The sequence below is a fragment of the Ruegeria sp. C6 genome (assembly GCF_056537625.1).
Window position 1 is genome coordinate 316,473 of the sequence record NZ_JBQFRW010000003.1, and the last position, 15,242, is coordinate 331,714.

Below are 15,242 nucleotides of genomic sequence, written 5' to 3' on the forward strand. Positions count from 1 at the left end.
GGGTCAACACATCTTGATCAATACTAATAGGGACTGCATTTTGTGCAGATCATGAACTCAGGGCCAGCCATGTACACTCCTGCCATCACCGGGACCGGTGTCTTTACACCAGAAAACATAATCACCAACGCTGAACTGGTGGAAGCGTTCAATGCCTATGCCGACCGGATGAACGTCGAAAACGCGGATGCGATTGCAGCGGGCGACATGGAACCGATGCAGCATTCCTCGGAAGAGTTCATCCTGAAGGCCTCAGGGATCGAGAACCGGTACGTGATGGACAAGACCGGTGTTTTGAACCCCGAGATCATGCATCCCGCGCTGCGCCAGCGTTGCGACGACGAGCCTGGGATCATGACCGAGATGGCGGTGGATGCGTGCCTTAAGGCGCTAGCACAAGCGGGGCGCAGCGCCGAGGATGTCGATTTGGTGATCTGCGCCGCTTCGAACCATGAACGTGCTTATCCTGCAATTGCGATCGAGATTCAGCAGGCATTGGGGATCAGCGGATTCGGGTTTGACATGAACGTGGCCTGTTCCTCGGCCACATTCGGCATTCAGGCGGCGGCGGATATGGTGCGCTCGGGCTCGGTCCGGGCGGCGCTGGTCGTCAACCCCGAGATCTGCTCGGGTCATCTCGAGTGGCGCGACCGGGATTGCCATTTCATATTTGGCGATGTCGCGACCGCGACGCTGATCGAGCGGATCGAAGACGCCCAAGGCCCACATTTCGAGATTGTCTCGACCCGGTGCGCAACTGCGTTTTCCAACAATATCCGCAACAATAACGGCTTCCTCCGCCGATCGCGCCCCGATGGTCTGGTGGATCGCCGCGACATGCAGTTCATGCAGAATGGTCGCAAGGTGTTCAAAGAGGTCCTGCCCATGGTCAGTAAACATATCAGTGACCATATGGAGGCAGAGGGCATCAGTAGTGATGATCTAAAACGCCTCTGGCTGCATCAGGCCAACAAGACGATGAACGACTTCATCGGTAAGAAGGTTCTGGGGCGTGAGCCAGAACCGGGTGAGCAACCCAACATTCTGCAAGACTACGCCAATACCTCATCCGCCGGGTCGATTATCGCCTTCTCAAAGCATTCCGATGATCTGGATGCGGGCGATGTGGGCCTGATTTGCTCGTTCGGAGCCGGGTATTCGGTGGGTTCTGTGATCGTCAAACGGCATCAATAAGCGCGCGCCTTAACTGCGCTGCTGGAATCGCTGCAAGACCAAACCGCTTTCTCAAGAATTATTCAGACGGGCTCAACCGCTCCTTCATCTCTGACCGACACATCAAGATCCGGATGCCCTGTGCATCCGAGTGATGTAGTTATGGGAGCCCGCTGTTATGGGAAATAATACTCGCGTTGGACTGGCCGCCTTGGTCGCCGCACCTTTCATTGGGGTCATGGCGACCGGCGCGGCAATCGCAGAACCGCAAACCTGCACGGTCAACACCGCGCGTGTTGCCGCCAATGAAGGCGATTTTGACACGCTCTGCGGCTGTTCGCAGGTCACGCGAGGGTTTGTATCACATCTGCAAAAACGATCTGATTTTGCTTCGATCCTGCAGAACACTTCGGCGCAATGCCCCGGTCTGACTCAGTTGTTGAGCGATCTGCCCACTGCGTCGATTTCCAACACCAATGCCGGTGAAGAGCGCAGCAGAGATCCATCCTCCAATTCCGTTGGCTCGAGTGAAAACGGAAGCTCGGGCAACGGCGGCGGTAGCTCAGGCAACAGCGACGGGAGTTCCGGCGGCAACGGTGATCCGGGTGATGGTGGAAGCAGTCCTGGCGATGGCGGCGGTAAGGGCGGTGGCAAAGGTGGCCACGGCGGAGGTGACAAACCCGGCAAAGGCGGCGGCAAAGGCGGTCACGGCGGTGGTGACAAACCCGGCAAAGGCGGCGGCAAAGGCGGTCACGGCGGTGGTGACAAGCCCGGCAAAGGCGGTGGTAAAGGCGGTCACGGCGGTGGTGATAAGCCCGGCAAAGGCGGTGGTAAAGGTGGCCACGACGGTGGTGACAAGCCAGGCAAAGGCGGTGCCAAAGGCAATAACGGTGGCGGCAACGGACCAGAGGGGGCAAGCCCCGGGCGCGGCAAGAACGCCAACAATGATGAACGCTGAATATTAATCTGCCCAGCAGACAAACAAAAAGGCGGCACATGGGCCGCCTTTATTTTGCGCATTCACAACAATTCAGTACAGGGACATGACACCTTAACTGACGCTTTCCTCTTCCAGATGCAGCTTCATTTCGATCAGAACCTGTTGCAGCATACTGGTTTCTTTCAGCAGCCGCTTCGCCTCGTTCACCGTGATGATGCCATCTTCTATCGCCGACTGGTATTCCGTCATCAGCATGGCAAAACGTTGGCTCAGCGCAATGACATCGGAATTTACCCCGCCCGTACGTGGGCTGTCCGAGTTTCGTCCATCGTAAGAAAGCGTGATATTCTTCAAATCCGCCAATGCCGCAGTCACGTGTGGATAGGCAGCCGCGTTTTCCAACCGGGCAACAGCATCCACCGGCATGAACCGGTCAGAATGTTCTGCGTTGTCTGAATAGTACCTGCCAAGCGTGGCTTTGGATTTCCCGGTGATCTCGCACGCTGCTTCGATTCCGACATCCTTAACCAATGCTTCGGTATGCTTTTTCAGATAGGCCCCGATATCTGCCATTTTGCTACCCTTGTTACCTGCGCCCTGCCCCCTCTGCCTGTCCATGCTGGGGGAAAGGGTAGGGAAATTTCCCATATTCGATTCATAATTGAAATGGCAATAATTGACTATCCCTCAGATATGCAGGGATTTTGTGAGTGAGTGGCGGCTGTTCGAGCCGGTAAAGAGTGTATGCGGGGCAGGATTTTAGCCTTGCATTGTATAGGCCACTTGTAGGCCGACGACGCCACTGTCGCGAAGGCGAGGTAATCCATCCCCAAGAGCATTTGCTCAACCTCAGCTGTAGCGATGGTGGCGTCGATTTACCCCCATGAGACGGCTTGCCCAGGCAGCACATGCGAATTAGACCCACGGCATGGCAAAGCTCTATTTCAACTATTCGACTATGAACGCTGGCAAATCGACCGTGTTGCTGCAGGCCTCGCATAACTATCGCGAACGCGGCATGGATACCTACCTGATGACAGCCGCCATTGACGGACGCGCCGGTGAGGGGCGGATCGCATCAAGAATCGGAATCTCGGAACGAGCGGACATGTTTCGTCCCGACGACAATGTGTTTGCCATGATCGAAAACCGCCTGACACAAGGGGGCATCGCCTGCGTATTCATTGATGAAGCCCAGTTTCTTTCGGAAGAGCAGGTCTGGCAACTTGCGCGCGCCGTAGATGATCTGAAGGTCCCAGTGTTGACCTACGGGTTGCGGGTGGATTTTCAGGGTAAACTGTTCCCCGGGTCGGCAGCATTGTTGGCTCTGGCCGATGAGATGCGCGAAGTACGCACCATCTGCGAATGCGGGCGAAAGGCGACGATGGTGATTCGTCAGGATGAAAACGGAAACGCCATCACTGAAGGGGCGCAGGTACAGATTGGAGGGAACGAGACTTATGTCTCGCTCTGCCGCAAACACTGGCGCGAGGCGGTGGGTTCCTAAACCGGGTTGGGTAACGTTCGCCCGGCCACGAACGCCGCGACATTGTCCAACGCCATGTGACCCATATCGGTGCGCACCTCTTCGGTCGCGGTGCCGAGGTGGGGCAGCAGAGTCACATTTCCCATGTCACACAAGGCCTGCGGCACCTTGGGCTCGAACTCGTAGACATCCAGCCCAGCGCCAGCAATCCGACCCGCATGAAGCGCTTGGATTAAGGCGGCTTCGTCCACAACTTCACCGCGCGCAATGTTTATCACAATGCCCGAGGGCTTCATCGAAGCCAAAATCTGCGCGTTGACCAAGTGTCGTGTTTCAGCTCCTCCGGGGACGGCTATGACAAGAAAATCCACTGCCGCAGCTAATGCACTGAGATCCGGAATATACTCTGCTTGGAGGTCCAGCTGCTTTGGATTGCGTGATTGATAGGCAACGGTCATGTCGAATCCGAAATGACACCTCCGGGCAATGGCCTGACCTATGCGGCCCATTCCGATGATGCCCACCTTTTTGCCGGTCACATGTTGGCCTAGCATCTGTGTAGGATGCCACCCCTGCCACTGGCCTGACCTGACCAACCTTTCCCCCTCACCTGAACGGCGGGCCGTCGTGAGCAAAAGTGTCATGGCAACATCGGCGGTGGCATCGGTGACGGCACCCGGCGTGTTGGTTACCGCTACCCCGGCAGCGTGCGCGGCGTCCACGTCGATATGATTGTAACCAACTCCGAAATTTGCCAGCAGTTTACAGCGAGGCTCTGGCACCTTAGCAAAGATCTCTGCCGAAAACTGATCGCCCAACGTTGGGACCACAACGTCAAACTCAGTCAGCGCCCGCAACATTTCTTCATGCGTCATAGGCGTGGTTTCACTGCGGAATTCCACATCGAATTCGGCACGGGCGCGCACTTGCACAGCCGAAGTCATCGGTCGGGCAATCAGCAGTTTCATCAATGCATCCTTCCACCGATGGGCACAGCGCCATCGGGGCCTATCAACACGATCTCACCGTTTTCGTCGGGAAGACCCAACACCAAAACCTCGGACATGAATTTACCGATTTGGCGCGGGGGAAAGTTGACCACGGCCATCACCTGCTTGCCCACCAGCGTCGCCGGATCGTAGTGCGCGGTGATCTGGGCCGAAGTTTTGCGCTCACCGATCTCATCGCCAAAATCGACCCACAGCTTGATCGCGGGCTTGCGGGCTTCCGGGTACGGCTCGGCGCGTATCACCTCACCTACACGAATGTCGACTTTGAGAAATTCGTCGAATGAAATCTCACTCACGAGACAACTCCTTAGATCGGTCGGTTGCAGCTTTGACGGCACGATGTAGCAGGTCTGGGAAACCCTCTTCTTCATGCATCAACACCTCCAGTGCGGCCTGAGTGGTGCCGTTGGGAGAGGTGACGTTGACCCGCAATTGAGACGGATGCTCGTCAGCGGCCATCACCAACGCCCCTGCCCCAGCGACGGTTGATTTGGCTAGCTTCATCGCCAGTTCCGGCGGTAAGCCGTGCGCTTCGCCAGCTTGCGCCAGTGTTTCGATCAGGTGGAATACATAGGCCGGGCCCGAACCGCTGACCCCGGTGACGGCATCCATCTGTGTCTCATCATCCAATCGAACCGTCTCACCAATGGCCGAAAGCAGGTCTTCAGCCAGTAGGATATCCGCGTCCGAGGTGTTGGCATTCCCAATCAGCGCCGTGATCCCCTGCCGAACCGCCGCAGGCGTATTTGGCATCGCACGGATGATCGGCGTATCTGCCCCAATGACGTTCTCGAAAGTGGCCAGCGATGTACCCGCTGCGACCGATATGAAAAGACTGTCACCATTGCCCAGCGCTTGAATGGCTGGCAGGGCTTCGCCCATCATCTGTGGTTTGACCGCTACGAGTACAACTGCGGGTGCCTCGGGGAGAGGAGTGTTGATGTTGACGCCCTGCGCCTTCAGCCAATCCGAGGGGTAAGGATCAATCACCCAAACAGATGCTGCGGGCAGGCCATGTTCCAACCAACCCGCAAGCATTGCTGAACCCATCTTGCCGCATCCCAGAAGCACCAACCCCTGTTCGGCGACGCGCGAGATATCCATGATTGCCCCTCCCCTATGGTTCGGGGCAAAGCTTTACGCGCGGCCGTAGGCCTCTGCAATGGCGACTTGCATCGCCTCTTCGGGGTCTCGGTTTCCCCAGGTCACCAGTTGGATCGCGGGGTAATAGCGCTCGGCGCTCAGTACCGCTGCGGTGATCATGGTATCGATCTGTTCTGGGCTGGCCGTCTGACCACCGGCCAGCACCAAGCCATAGCGATAGACCATCAATTTCTGGTTGGCCCAGTAGGTAAACGCCCCGGCCCAACACTGATCATTCATCTTGTTCAGTAGCTCATAAAGCTCGGTTTCGCGCTCGGCCGGAGGCTCCATCTCAAAGGAACACACCATGCGGAGCGTTTCATCGTAATTCGACCAGGCCAAAGTTATCGAATATGTGCGCCACTGTCCTTCGACAGCCATGGCAATCTGATCATCCCCGATCCGGTCAAAATCCCAGTCGTGATGTTCTGCAAGATGTTCAACAATGTCGATCGGATGAAGGTCTTCTTCGAGATACTGCTCGGAAAGGGCCATAATGCCACCTCACTAATCTCTAGCATTTTGGGGCTGGCAGCGCCCCAGCGCTAGTTGCCTGCTCTACAAGCCGGGCTTCCCCAGTCTGCCTGTACTAAATATGGTGCGATGTGAGCACAGCTCTGGCAACCCTATTTATTGGGGATAACAGCAATAAGTTGTGGACAGTTGGCAACGCCGATCAAAATATTGGCATTGGATGCAGCTTTGTCTTGATAAATTTCTGCAGAGCGGCAAAATGCACAACACCGCACAATCCAAGTTCGGATTGCGCGGCGGATGCTTTTACCCAAAATCTTAAATTCCTGCGGACGTTATTTGTCCAGCTTCGCCTCGAGCGCGGCAATTCGCTGTTCAAGTGCACCGTTCTCTTCGCGCGCTTTCTGCGCCATGGCACGCACAGCATCAAATTCTTCACGGGTTACGAAATCCCGGTCGGCCAGCCAGCGATCCATCATTGATTTCATCGCATTTTCGGCCTCTTCTCGTGCCCCCTGCGCCACACCCATGGCATTGGTCATCAGTTGAGACATATCGTCCAGAATCTTGTTACGGGTTTGCATGGGCTTTCTCCGATTTCGCGATTGCTCTCTATATGGGTAAAGATTGGCCCGGGCTCAAGGTTGACTTGCCACGCAAACCCCGGGCAATGAGACGCACATGCAGGCTGTTTTGAATTTCCCCGATCTGTCACCCGAAATTTTCTCGATCTCTCTGTTCGGGATGGAGTTTGCTCTCAGGTGGTACGCGCTGGCCTATATCGTCGGCATCCTGATTGCTTGGCGCATGGCGCTGATGGCGCTCAGGCGGCCTATGCTTTGGGCTGATGACACACCACCGATGCAACCCGATCAGCTTGAGGATTTGGTCACCTGGATCATACTGGGTGTAATTCTTGGTGGTCGATTGGGGTTCGTCCTTTTCTATCAACCCGCATATTATTTTGCGTATCCACTGGAAATTCTGATGGTTTGGCAGGGTGGCATGGCCTTCCATGGCGGCCTGTTGGGCGTGGTGATCGCCACGTATCTGTTCGGCAAGCGCCACGCTATACCGATTCTTTCGCTGGGAGATCTGGTTGCCTACACAGTGCCGCCCGGGTTGTTGCTGGGACGATTGGCGAATTTCACTAATGCCGAGCTTTGGGGTCGACCCAGTGAATTGCCATGGGCGGTGATCTTTCCCGGAACTGCGGCCCAGGATTGTCCCGGCGTTGTTGCGGGGATGTGCGCCCGCCACCCGTCGCAACTGTATGAGGCAGCACTTGAGGGTCTGATCCTCGGGGCGATTCTGATATGGCTGGCCTACCGGCGCGGCGCGTTTCAAAAACCAGGTCTGGTTATGGGCGTATTTCTGGCTGGCTACGGTGCATCGCGGTTTTTTGTCGAATTCTTCCGTCAACCCGATGCGCAATTTGTATCGCCCGGTAATCCGCTAGGGCTGGCGTGGCATGTTGGCGGATATGGATTGACGATGGGGCAACTCTTGTCGCTACCAATGATTGCACTTGGCCTTTGGTTCGCATTTCGGGCACAACGCAGATCATGAACCTGAAGGATCGTCTGCTCCTGCGCATCCAGAATGATGGCCCTATGACCATCGCTGACTACATGACCGAGTGTCTGATGCATCCGGAACATGGATACTACATAACCCGCGATCCGCTGGGCGCTCAGGGCGATTTCATTACAGCGCCTGAAATCAGTCAGATGTTCGGAGAGCTAATAGGACTGTGTCTGGCGCAATGCTGGCTGGTACAAGGCAAACCCGAAAAGTTTGTTCTGGCCGAGCTTGGCCCTGGTCGTGGCACCCTGATGGCAGACATCCTGCGCGCCACTCAAAGTGTTCCTGGCTTTCACAAAGCGGCCGAGATCGCGTTACTCGAAGCTTCACCTGTTTTGCGCGACGTACAAGCCAAGGCACTGCAAGGGTATGAACTTCAGTGGATCGAGGCAATTTTTGATCTTGAAGACCTTCCTCTGTTTCTGGTGGCAAACGAGTTCTTTGATGCCCTGCCCATCCGCCAGTTCCTGCGCGAAGGCGAAGGTTGGCGCGAGAGGTTAGTTGGCAAAAATGGTGCATCGCTTGCGTTCGGTCTTGGTGCGCAATCGGCACAAGCTGCGCTCAGCGGACGTGTCGAGGATACGCAGGACGGAGATCTGGTAGAACTGTGCGCTGCTGCCAGTTCCATTATGTACTCTGTTGCCGGGCAGATCGCTCGTAACGGCGGAGCCGCGCTGATCATCGATTATGGTGACTGGCGCTCGCTTGGCGACACTTTGCAGGCGTTGCAAGCGCATGAACGTGTCGATCCCCTGGATCAGCCCGGTCAGGCGGATCTGACCACACATGTCGACTTTGAGGTCTTGGCGAAGGCGTCTCATGCTTCGGGCTGCGCATATACAAAACTGACCCCGCAGGGGGTGTTTCTTGAACGGCTCGGGATCACTGCGCGCGCGCAATCGCTTGCCGCCCCTCTCAGCGGGTCACAGCTTGAGGCGCTCGTCTCTGCACATCGACGGTTGACGCACCCCGACGAAATGGGAAACCTGTTCAAGGTACTGGGCCTTTATCCGCCAAACGCCACGCCGCCACCGGGACTGGAACCATGACACTGGAAATCATTACCTCAGACATGCTGTCCCCCGTACGACACGGGTTCTTCAGCCGCCGCGGTGGCGCATCTTCTGGTATCTTCGAAGGACTCAACTGCGGAACCGGGTCGACAGATTTGACTGAGGCCGTAGCTTTGAACCGTCGGCGCGTCGCCGACGCGATGGAAGTGGCACCTGAGGCGATGATCGGTGTGCATCAAGTGCATTCGCCGACCGTGATTGCAGTCGATGGGCCGATGACGGGTGACAAACCCAAAGCTGACGCGGTTGTCACATCAACGCCGGGTTTGGCGCTTACAATCTTAACCGCTGATTGTCAGCCAGTGCTGTTCGCGGACCCTGACGCAAATGTGATCGGGGCCGCACATGCCGGTTGGCGCGGCGCGTTGGATGGTGTGCTGGAATCAACACTGGACGCGATGGAAGCGCTGGGAGCCAACCGGGATAACACAGTTGCCGTAATCGGCCCCACGATTTCACAACGCGCTTACGAGGTCGGCTCAGAGTTTCTGGACGACTTCCTTGCTGACACGCCAGAGAACGCGCGTTTTTTTGCAAATGGCAAAGGTGACCGGATGCATTTCGACCTGCCCGCCTTTGGCCTGCATCGTCTGCGCGAAGCTGGTATCGGCCAGGCCGAGTGGGTCCGTCACTGCACTTATTCCGACCCCGACAGGTTTTATTCCTACCGGCGATCGACCCATGCCAACGAGGCCGACTACGGCAGATTGATTTCTGCTATCAGGTTGTAAATCTGGCCCATATTAAGGCAGCTTTGCCCAGTTTCTGCCACATTTCTTGTGTTTATCAGAGTCAGAATCGTCTCAAATTTTCGCCAATGCACAGACGGTTACCCCAAGTGGGTTCGTCATGGCATGGGCGGAAGCAACTAAGAGGTACCTGAAACCTTCAATTTGTCCTCAATTCAACCCGGATCAGCCTTATAGGCGCCGCAAATCAGCGTCACATTGGCTTCATAAACGGGAACAGGGCGACCGCCCTATCGAAGCAGGACAATGGATATGAAATCGAAATCACGCTTTCTCAGCGCCGTTTTTGCGGCTGTCAGGGATCAAGAACCAGAAATGCCCTGGAAGCGGGTTTCAAGTCACTCAGTCAGGGTTGCACGCCGTCTGGCGGCGCGACGCTGACACAGCAACCCCAAGAGACCAGCTGCCGGTCTCAGAGGGCAAACGCATACCGGATGAAGCTCCGGTTCGGTGTGTGGGGTCGCAATCAGGACTGCGACCAGGGTTCGGAGCGTGTGTGTGCAGGCAATTGCAGCCTGCGGTTTACGAGTTTGTCTGGGGGGTCAAGAACTTGACCAAAACACTGGTGTTTTCTGATGCGGCGCTGTGCATTCGCGGCGACCGGCCTGTGTTTACCCATCTGATTACAGACAAAGAACAAGGTCGTCCGGCGATATTGCACGGGGGTTCAAGCCGTCGGACGGAATTTAGAGGGGACGGAATACCATGACTATTCCAAATTCTCTGGCCCGCGCTGCCAGAAACGCGGTCGAGACGTCAGCGCTATTGCGCGATGCGCCTCGTCCCGCGACAAAACAAAAAGCACAGCTTCGACGCTATGAAGTGTGCAGTCTGCTGAAAAACGGGGATATTTCACAGACACGCCATATCGCGCCAGCTTTGCCGATGTTTGAAGATGCATTTTGTGCGTTCACGCGCGGATCGTTGGTCGAGACGCCGCAAGGCCAGATGGCAATCGAAGATCTGCTGCCGGGTGATGATGTCCTCACTCAGGACGGATCATCGGAAACCGTGCTTTGGAAAGGGTCTGTCACGCTGATACCCGGACGCGAGGATACGCGCGGGCGAACCCGGCCGCTGACACGGATCATGGCCGACACGTTCGGGATGCAAAAACCGATGTCGGGCGTCATCACGGGCCCCGCCGCACGTCTGCTGGGTACGCCCACGCATATGCGTCATTTGAACGGCGGGCAGCCCATGCTGACACCCGTCAGTGAGTTTCAGGATGGAATGGGTATCATTGAAACGCTGCCGCCGACACCGGTCGAGCTGTTTCATATCTGTGTCGCCCGACATTCCGTGATTCGAGTCGATGGCCTGCAATTCGAGACCTATCATCCGGGCATCAACGCAGTCCGAATGATCAGTCACTCTTTGCGTTCGATCTATTTGAATCTATTCTCACATATCGAATCGTTGAATGATTTTGGGCCGTTGCTCTTGCCAAGAGCCGGAGATGGTGAAATTGACGCTATGACAGCGTGAACTGGTTAACTATTACTGCAAGCGTGGGGCATTATGCAGATTTTACTGAGTTGGGTTTTAACCCTTGCACTGGCAGCGATGCTGCCACCCTGTCCTGTGGATCAAACAAGAGGTAGGTTCAGGCCGTCCGGTTCATCCGGTCTTCCAGTACGTCAAATGGTACGCCTGGCTCGTCTTTTGCGCCTCGGATAACAAGCGAAGTCTTGACGCTGGCCACGTTTGGCGTGGTCAGCAACTCGCCTGTCAGAAATTGCTGAAAACTGCTGAGATCCGGCGCGACGCATTTCAGGATGAAATCAACCTCGCCATTCAGCATGTGGCATTCGCGAACCAATGGCCATTCCCGACACCGGTCTTCAAAAGCGCTGAGTTCGGATTCAGCCTGACTTTCAAGTCCGACCATGGCAAAGACCTGCACTTCGAACCCAAGCTCGCGGGCGTTCACCTCGGCATGATAGCCGCGAATGTACCCCGAATCTTCCAGCGTCCGCACCCGTCGCAGGCAAGGAGGAGCGGATATTCCTACGCGCTTGGCAAGCTCAACATTGGTCATACGGCCATCGGCCTGCAGTTCCGCAAGAATTTTGCGGTCGATTTCATCCAACCGGGTCGTGACCATCGAATGCTCCTGAGTTTTTCAGTTGTTATATCAGCAGCCCCGGGAGGCGCAATAATATTTCACAGCCACGCAATTTTCGTTATTTCAGATACATAATTGGCCGCAAAGCCAAACACTAGGCACATCACGGACCTGCAATATGAAGGGGCTTTAAGCCCTGCCCTGCGGTCGCTATATCGATCCGCACCGGACAACACGTCCGCCGAGGCAGTTTGAGTGAGGATACCATGGCCGAAACACGACACACCAAGGTTCTGATCATCGGGTCGGGACCTGCAGGATACACCGCGGGCGTTTATGCAAGCCGGGCCATGTTGGAACCGATCCTGGTGCAGGGTATCGAACCCGGTGGGCAGCTGACCACCACAACCGAGGTGGAAAACTGGCCGGGTGACACCGAGGTTCAAGGTCCAGACCTGATGGTTCGGATGCAGGACCACGCCAAGGCAATGGGATGCGAAGTGATCAGCGATATCATCAGCGATCTCGATCTAAGCGAGCGTCCCTTCACAGCCAAAGGCGACAGTGGCACCGTCTACACCGCTGACGCGGTGATTCTGGCTACGGGCGCACGAGCCAAGTGGTTAGGCATTCCCTCGGAAGAGAAATTTAAAGGGTTTGGCGTATCAGCCTGTGCCACCTGTGACGGCTTCTTCTATCGCGGTCAGGAAATCGTTGTGATCGGCGGCGGAAATACTGCCGTAGAAGAAGCGCTGTTCCTGACCAACTTCGCAAGCAAAGTCACTCTGATCCACCGCCGCGATGAGTTGCGAGCTGAAAAGATCCTTCAGGATCGGCTGTTCAGGAACGAAAAGATCGAGCCGCTTTGGTTTCACGAACTGGATGAGGTGATCGGAACCGATGCCCCACTGGGTGTGGAAGGCGTCAAGGTCAAGAATGTAAAGACCGGCGAAATCACGGAGATTCCGTGCAAAGGCGTATTTGTCGCTATCGGCCACGCTCCGGCAAATGAGCTGGTCAAAGATACGCTGGAAACCCACATGGGTGGCTACGTCGTGACCAAGCCGGGCACGACGCAAACTTCGGTTCCGGGAGTTTTCGCTGCCGGAGACCTGACCGACCACGTGTACCGTCAGGCTGTGACAAGCGCCGGTATGGGCTGCATGGCCGCGCTGGATGCAGAACGATTCTTGGCGGAGAACGACTAAGATGATCACAGAATTCTCCGGCCTCGTCTGGAGAATTCTGTTCTTCACCCAATCGGGTGACCCGCTCTCATCGGCCCGTGCCCCCGAAGGACGGTTTCATCATTCTGGCCAATTCGCGCTTTATGCGTCGCTTAGCGCTGAAGGGGCCGGGATCGCCATTCGGCGCTATGTCTCGCAGTGCGACCCTCCACGGACGATCCATCGCTTGAAGATATCCAAGGCGCAAGTATTGGATTTGCGGGGGCAACCTTCTGCCTCGATCGTCTGGCAAGACATGCGGGCAACCGGCATACCCTCTCCAACATGGCGATTTTCGGACAAGGCCCGCACATACGGCGCGGATGGACTGCTATACAGTTCGCGCTCGCGTCCTAAACTGAGCCATTTGGTGTTGTTCAACGCAGAACACCAGATGATACAAACCGCAGGTGCCCCCTGCGACTGGTTCCCCGAAAGGTGACCGCGCCTATCTTGACCGGCACCCGGCACCGTATCAGGATCAACCATAGTAACGCGAAGAACAGGTGAGCTTTTGGAAAACGTTCTTTGGCGCGGCGGATGGATGAGCCGGCTCAGAATCGCAAGCGGCCTCGTGCTGTTTGTCTTTGCGTTCTTTCATTTCATCAATATCGGCCTTGGTCTGTTTCACACTGATTTGCTGCACGGGATGCAGGGCGGACGTAAAGCTGTCAGCCGTAATGAGATCGGCAGCGTCGTGATATATGGCGCATTGCTGATGCACATGGGACTGGCGCTTATCTCACTCGCGCAGCGCCGGACGCTCAGAATGCCTTTCAGCGTCGCGCTTCAGGTTATTCTTGGCCTGTTGATCCCGCTGCAGCTTATCTCACATTTGGTTCAGACCCGATACGCGCATGAGATTTTTGGGGTGAATGATGAAATGGGTTACATCATCATTCTGATGTGGCCCAGCACCGCGATCTGGTTCCAAAGCCTATTACTTCTGCTGGTGTGGGTCCACGGATGTATTGGGCTACACATGTGGTTACGGTTGACCACATGGTGGCGCGCGATGGTTCCATATCTGATCGGTCTCGCCGTCTTTGTACCGGGCTTCGCCTTCGCAGGCCTTCTGACCGAGGGGCGGCGTATCTGGGCCGATTTTGCCGACCCCGATCTACGAGAACAGTATGTCGAATACTATAACTGGCCTTCGCAAGAAGAGTTTCAGTCTTTGTTTTCCGTCACAGACTATACGCAGTGGGTATTCTGGGCCGCGCTTGCACTAACAGGCTTGGTCTATCTCGGGCGCAAGCTTTGGCGGCGGCGGCATTCGGTGCGGGTGCGCTATGTCAACGGTCCAGAAGTTGTTTCGGAGAAAGGCATGACCCTTTTGGAGATGTCGCGCGCAAACGGCATCCCACATACCGCGCTGTGTGGCGGCAAGGGGCGCTGCACGACCTGTCGCGTTGTGGTTGAAGATGGCGCCGATCAGTTGAACCCACCAACCGAAGTTGAAGCCCGCAGCCTGAAAGCGATCAGCGCGCCAGAGGGGACCCGCCTGGCCTGCCAGATGCGGCCGTCCGACCCGCTCACTGTATTTCGTGTTTTCCGCCCCGACGGCGCGCGTGATCGTGCGCATGCGAGCCAGGGGCAAGAACGGCAGCTGGCGGTTCTGTTTCTGGACATGCGCGGGTTCACCGCCCGCACAACGGGGCAATTGCCGTATGATATCGTTTTTCTGTTGAATCGTTTCTTTGACGCAATTGTCCCAGCAATCACGGCACAAGGCGGGGTTGTCGACAAATACATGGGCGATGGGTTGCTGGCGATGTTCGAAACAGCCAACGCCGCAAGTTCGGCAAGTGCCGGTCTGAGGGCGGCGGCTGGGATCGGACACGCATTGGAGCGTTTCAACCAGCAGCTCCAGGCAGAAGGCAGCCAACCTGTGCGCATTGGTATGGGTCTACATCTTGGTGATCTTGTGCTGGGCGAAATCGGAGCGGCTAAACACGCGCCACGCACCATCATTGGAGACGCTGTAAACGTTGCCAGCCGTTTGGAGGCTGAAACCAAAGCGTTGGGGGTCGAACTCCTTGTGTCGGACAAGGTTTTGGACGCGGCTGGGTTACAATGTGATCCCCGCGATCTACGGGAATTCAGCCTGCGCGGTGTCTCTGAACCTGTCCCCGCCCTGCCCGTCAGGCACGCAGCCGACCTTAAGTCGCAGACTTCGCCTTTGGAACAGATTGCCTGAGAATGTGCCTAATGAGCTTGAGCGGCGGGATTTTTTCAATAACCTGAAACAAAAAACAGAAAACCGTTCCATTTCGTGAAAAAACCACACATTTCATCCTTAGTTTTTGCGAGTCT

General features: G+C 56.1%; 17 protein-coding genes. 10 read left to right on the forward strand and 7 right to left on the reverse strand.

Going from position 1 to position 15,242, the window contains the following annotated elements:
- Positions 1-69: 69 nt before the first annotated feature.
- On the forward strand, positions 70-1,194 hold the full coding sequence (locus tag ACR0MJ_RS13085) for a beta-ketoacyl-ACP synthase III (RefSeq protein WP_480761257.1): 1,125 nt from the start codon (positions 70-72) through the stop codon (positions 1,192-1,194).
- 157 nt (positions 1,195-1,351) lie between these two features.
- Positions 1,352-2,131 carry a hypothetical protein gene (locus ACR0MJ_RS13090; protein WP_480761260.1) on the forward strand — a complete coding sequence of 260 codons (780 nt, stop codon included), beginning with the start codon at positions 1,352-1,354 and terminating at the stop codon, positions 2,129-2,131.
- A gap of 93 nt (positions 2,132-2,224) precedes the next feature.
- Here the strand turns inward: ACR0MJ_RS13090 and ACR0MJ_RS13095 are convergent, their stop codons facing one another.
- Positions 2,225-2,686, reverse strand: a complete 462-nt coding sequence (locus tag ACR0MJ_RS13095) for a hypothetical protein (protein WP_170392365.1) — start codon at positions 2,684-2,686, stop codon at positions 2,225-2,227.
- A gap of 355 nt (positions 2,687-3,041) precedes the next feature.
- On the opposite strand from ACR0MJ_RS13095, the gene ACR0MJ_RS13100 reads away from it, so the two are divergent.
- Complete coding sequence (locus ACR0MJ_RS13100; RefSeq protein ID WP_170401790.1) at positions 3,042-3,620, forward strand: thymidine kinase; 579 nt, start codon at positions 3,042-3,044, stop codon at positions 3,618-3,620.
- On the opposite strand, the gene ACR0MJ_RS13105 is transcribed toward ACR0MJ_RS13100, so the two are convergent.
- The 5 genes from ACR0MJ_RS13105 to ACR0MJ_RS13125 form a co-directional block, all read right to left on the reverse strand.
- Positions 3,617-4,567, reverse strand: coding sequence for a 2-hydroxyacid dehydrogenase (locus tag ACR0MJ_RS13105; protein WP_480761262.1), 951 nt, complete (start codon positions 4,565-4,567; stop codon positions 3,617-3,619). The two genes, ACR0MJ_RS13100 and ACR0MJ_RS13105, sit on opposite strands and share 4 nt — an antisense overlap.
- Complete coding sequence (locus tag ACR0MJ_RS13110; RefSeq protein WP_170392371.1) at positions 4,567-4,905, reverse strand: tRNA-binding protein; 339 nt, start codon at positions 4,903-4,905, stop codon at positions 4,567-4,569. The genes ACR0MJ_RS13105 and ACR0MJ_RS13110 overlap by 1 nt, the downstream gene beginning before the upstream one ends.
- Positions 4,898-5,713: a pyrroline-5-carboxylate reductase gene (gene proC, locus ACR0MJ_RS13115; RefSeq protein WP_480761264.1), complete on the reverse strand. Its 816-nt coding sequence runs from the start codon at positions 5,711-5,713 to the stop codon at positions 4,898-4,900. The genes ACR0MJ_RS13110 and proC overlap by 8 nt, the downstream gene beginning before the upstream one ends.
- Before the next feature lie 33 nt (positions 5,714-5,746).
- Positions 5,747-6,247, reverse strand: a complete 501-nt coding sequence (locus ACR0MJ_RS13120; protein ID WP_010441802.1) for a type III secretion system chaperone family protein — start codon at positions 6,245-6,247, stop codon at positions 5,747-5,749.
- A gap of 314 nt (positions 6,248-6,561) precedes the next feature.
- Positions 6,562-6,810 (reverse strand): accessory factor UbiK family protein, encoded by a 249-nt coding sequence (locus ACR0MJ_RS13125; protein WP_170512483.1) that lies wholly within the window; start codon positions 6,808-6,810, stop codon positions 6,562-6,564.
- Positions 6,811-6,907: 97 nt separating this feature from the next.
- Here ACR0MJ_RS13125 and lgt point away from each other — a divergent pair, with 97 nt between their 5' ends.
- The 4 genes from lgt to ACR0MJ_RS13145 all read left to right on the forward strand — a co-directional run bounded on the left by lgt (position 6,908) and on the right by ACR0MJ_RS13145 (position 11,120).
- Positions 6,908-7,795: a prolipoprotein diacylglyceryl transferase gene (gene lgt, locus ACR0MJ_RS13130; RefSeq protein WP_480761265.1), complete on the forward strand. Its 888-nt coding sequence runs from the start codon at positions 6,908-6,910 to the stop codon at positions 7,793-7,795.
- A complete protein-coding gene (locus tag ACR0MJ_RS13135; RefSeq protein ID WP_480761266.1) occupies positions 7,792-8,859 on the forward strand; it encodes a class I SAM-dependent methyltransferase in 1,068 nt (355 codons plus the stop codon). The genes lgt and ACR0MJ_RS13135 overlap by 4 nt, the downstream gene beginning before the upstream one ends.
- Positions 8,856-9,614 carry a peptidoglycan editing factor PgeF gene (gene pgeF, locus ACR0MJ_RS13140; RefSeq protein ID WP_170401812.1) on the forward strand — a complete coding sequence of 253 codons (759 nt, stop codon included), beginning with the start codon at positions 8,856-8,858 and terminating at the stop codon, positions 9,612-9,614. Before ACR0MJ_RS13135 ends, pgeF begins: the two co-directional genes overlap by 4 nt.
- Positions 9,615-10,337: 723 nt before the next feature.
- Positions 10,338-11,120 carry a Hint domain-containing protein gene (locus tag ACR0MJ_RS13145; RefSeq protein WP_170392383.1) on the forward strand — a complete coding sequence of 261 codons (783 nt, stop codon included), beginning with the start codon at positions 10,338-10,340 and terminating at the stop codon, positions 11,118-11,120.
- A 118-nt stretch (positions 11,121-11,238) separates the two neighbouring features.
- Here the strand turns inward: ACR0MJ_RS13145 and ACR0MJ_RS13150 are convergent, their stop codons facing one another.
- Positions 11,239-11,739: an Lrp/AsnC family transcriptional regulator gene (locus ACR0MJ_RS13150; protein ID WP_170392385.1), complete on the reverse strand. Its 501-nt coding sequence runs from the start codon at positions 11,737-11,739 to the stop codon at positions 11,239-11,241.
- Between the two features lie 227 nt (positions 11,740-11,966).
- Between ACR0MJ_RS13150 and trxB the strand changes: the two genes are divergently transcribed.
- The 3 genes from trxB (at position 11,967) to ACR0MJ_RS13165 (ending at position 15,126) form a co-directional block, all read left to right on the forward strand.
- Positions 11,967-12,908, forward strand: coding sequence for a thioredoxin-disulfide reductase (gene trxB / locus ACR0MJ_RS13155; RefSeq protein WP_480761267.1), 942 nt, complete (start codon positions 11,967-11,969; stop codon positions 12,906-12,908).
- Between the two features lies 1 nt (position 12,909).
- On the forward strand, positions 12,910-13,368 hold the full coding sequence (locus ACR0MJ_RS13160; RefSeq protein WP_480761269.1) for an RES family NAD+ phosphorylase: 459 nt from the start codon (positions 12,910-12,912) through the stop codon (positions 13,366-13,368).
- Between the two features lie 102 nt (positions 13,369-13,470).
- Positions 13,471-15,126 (forward strand): adenylate/guanylate cyclase domain-containing protein, encoded by a 1,656-nt coding sequence (locus ACR0MJ_RS13165; protein WP_480761270.1) that lies wholly within the window; start codon positions 13,471-13,473, stop codon positions 15,124-15,126.
- Positions 15,127-15,242 lie beyond the last annotated feature (116 nt).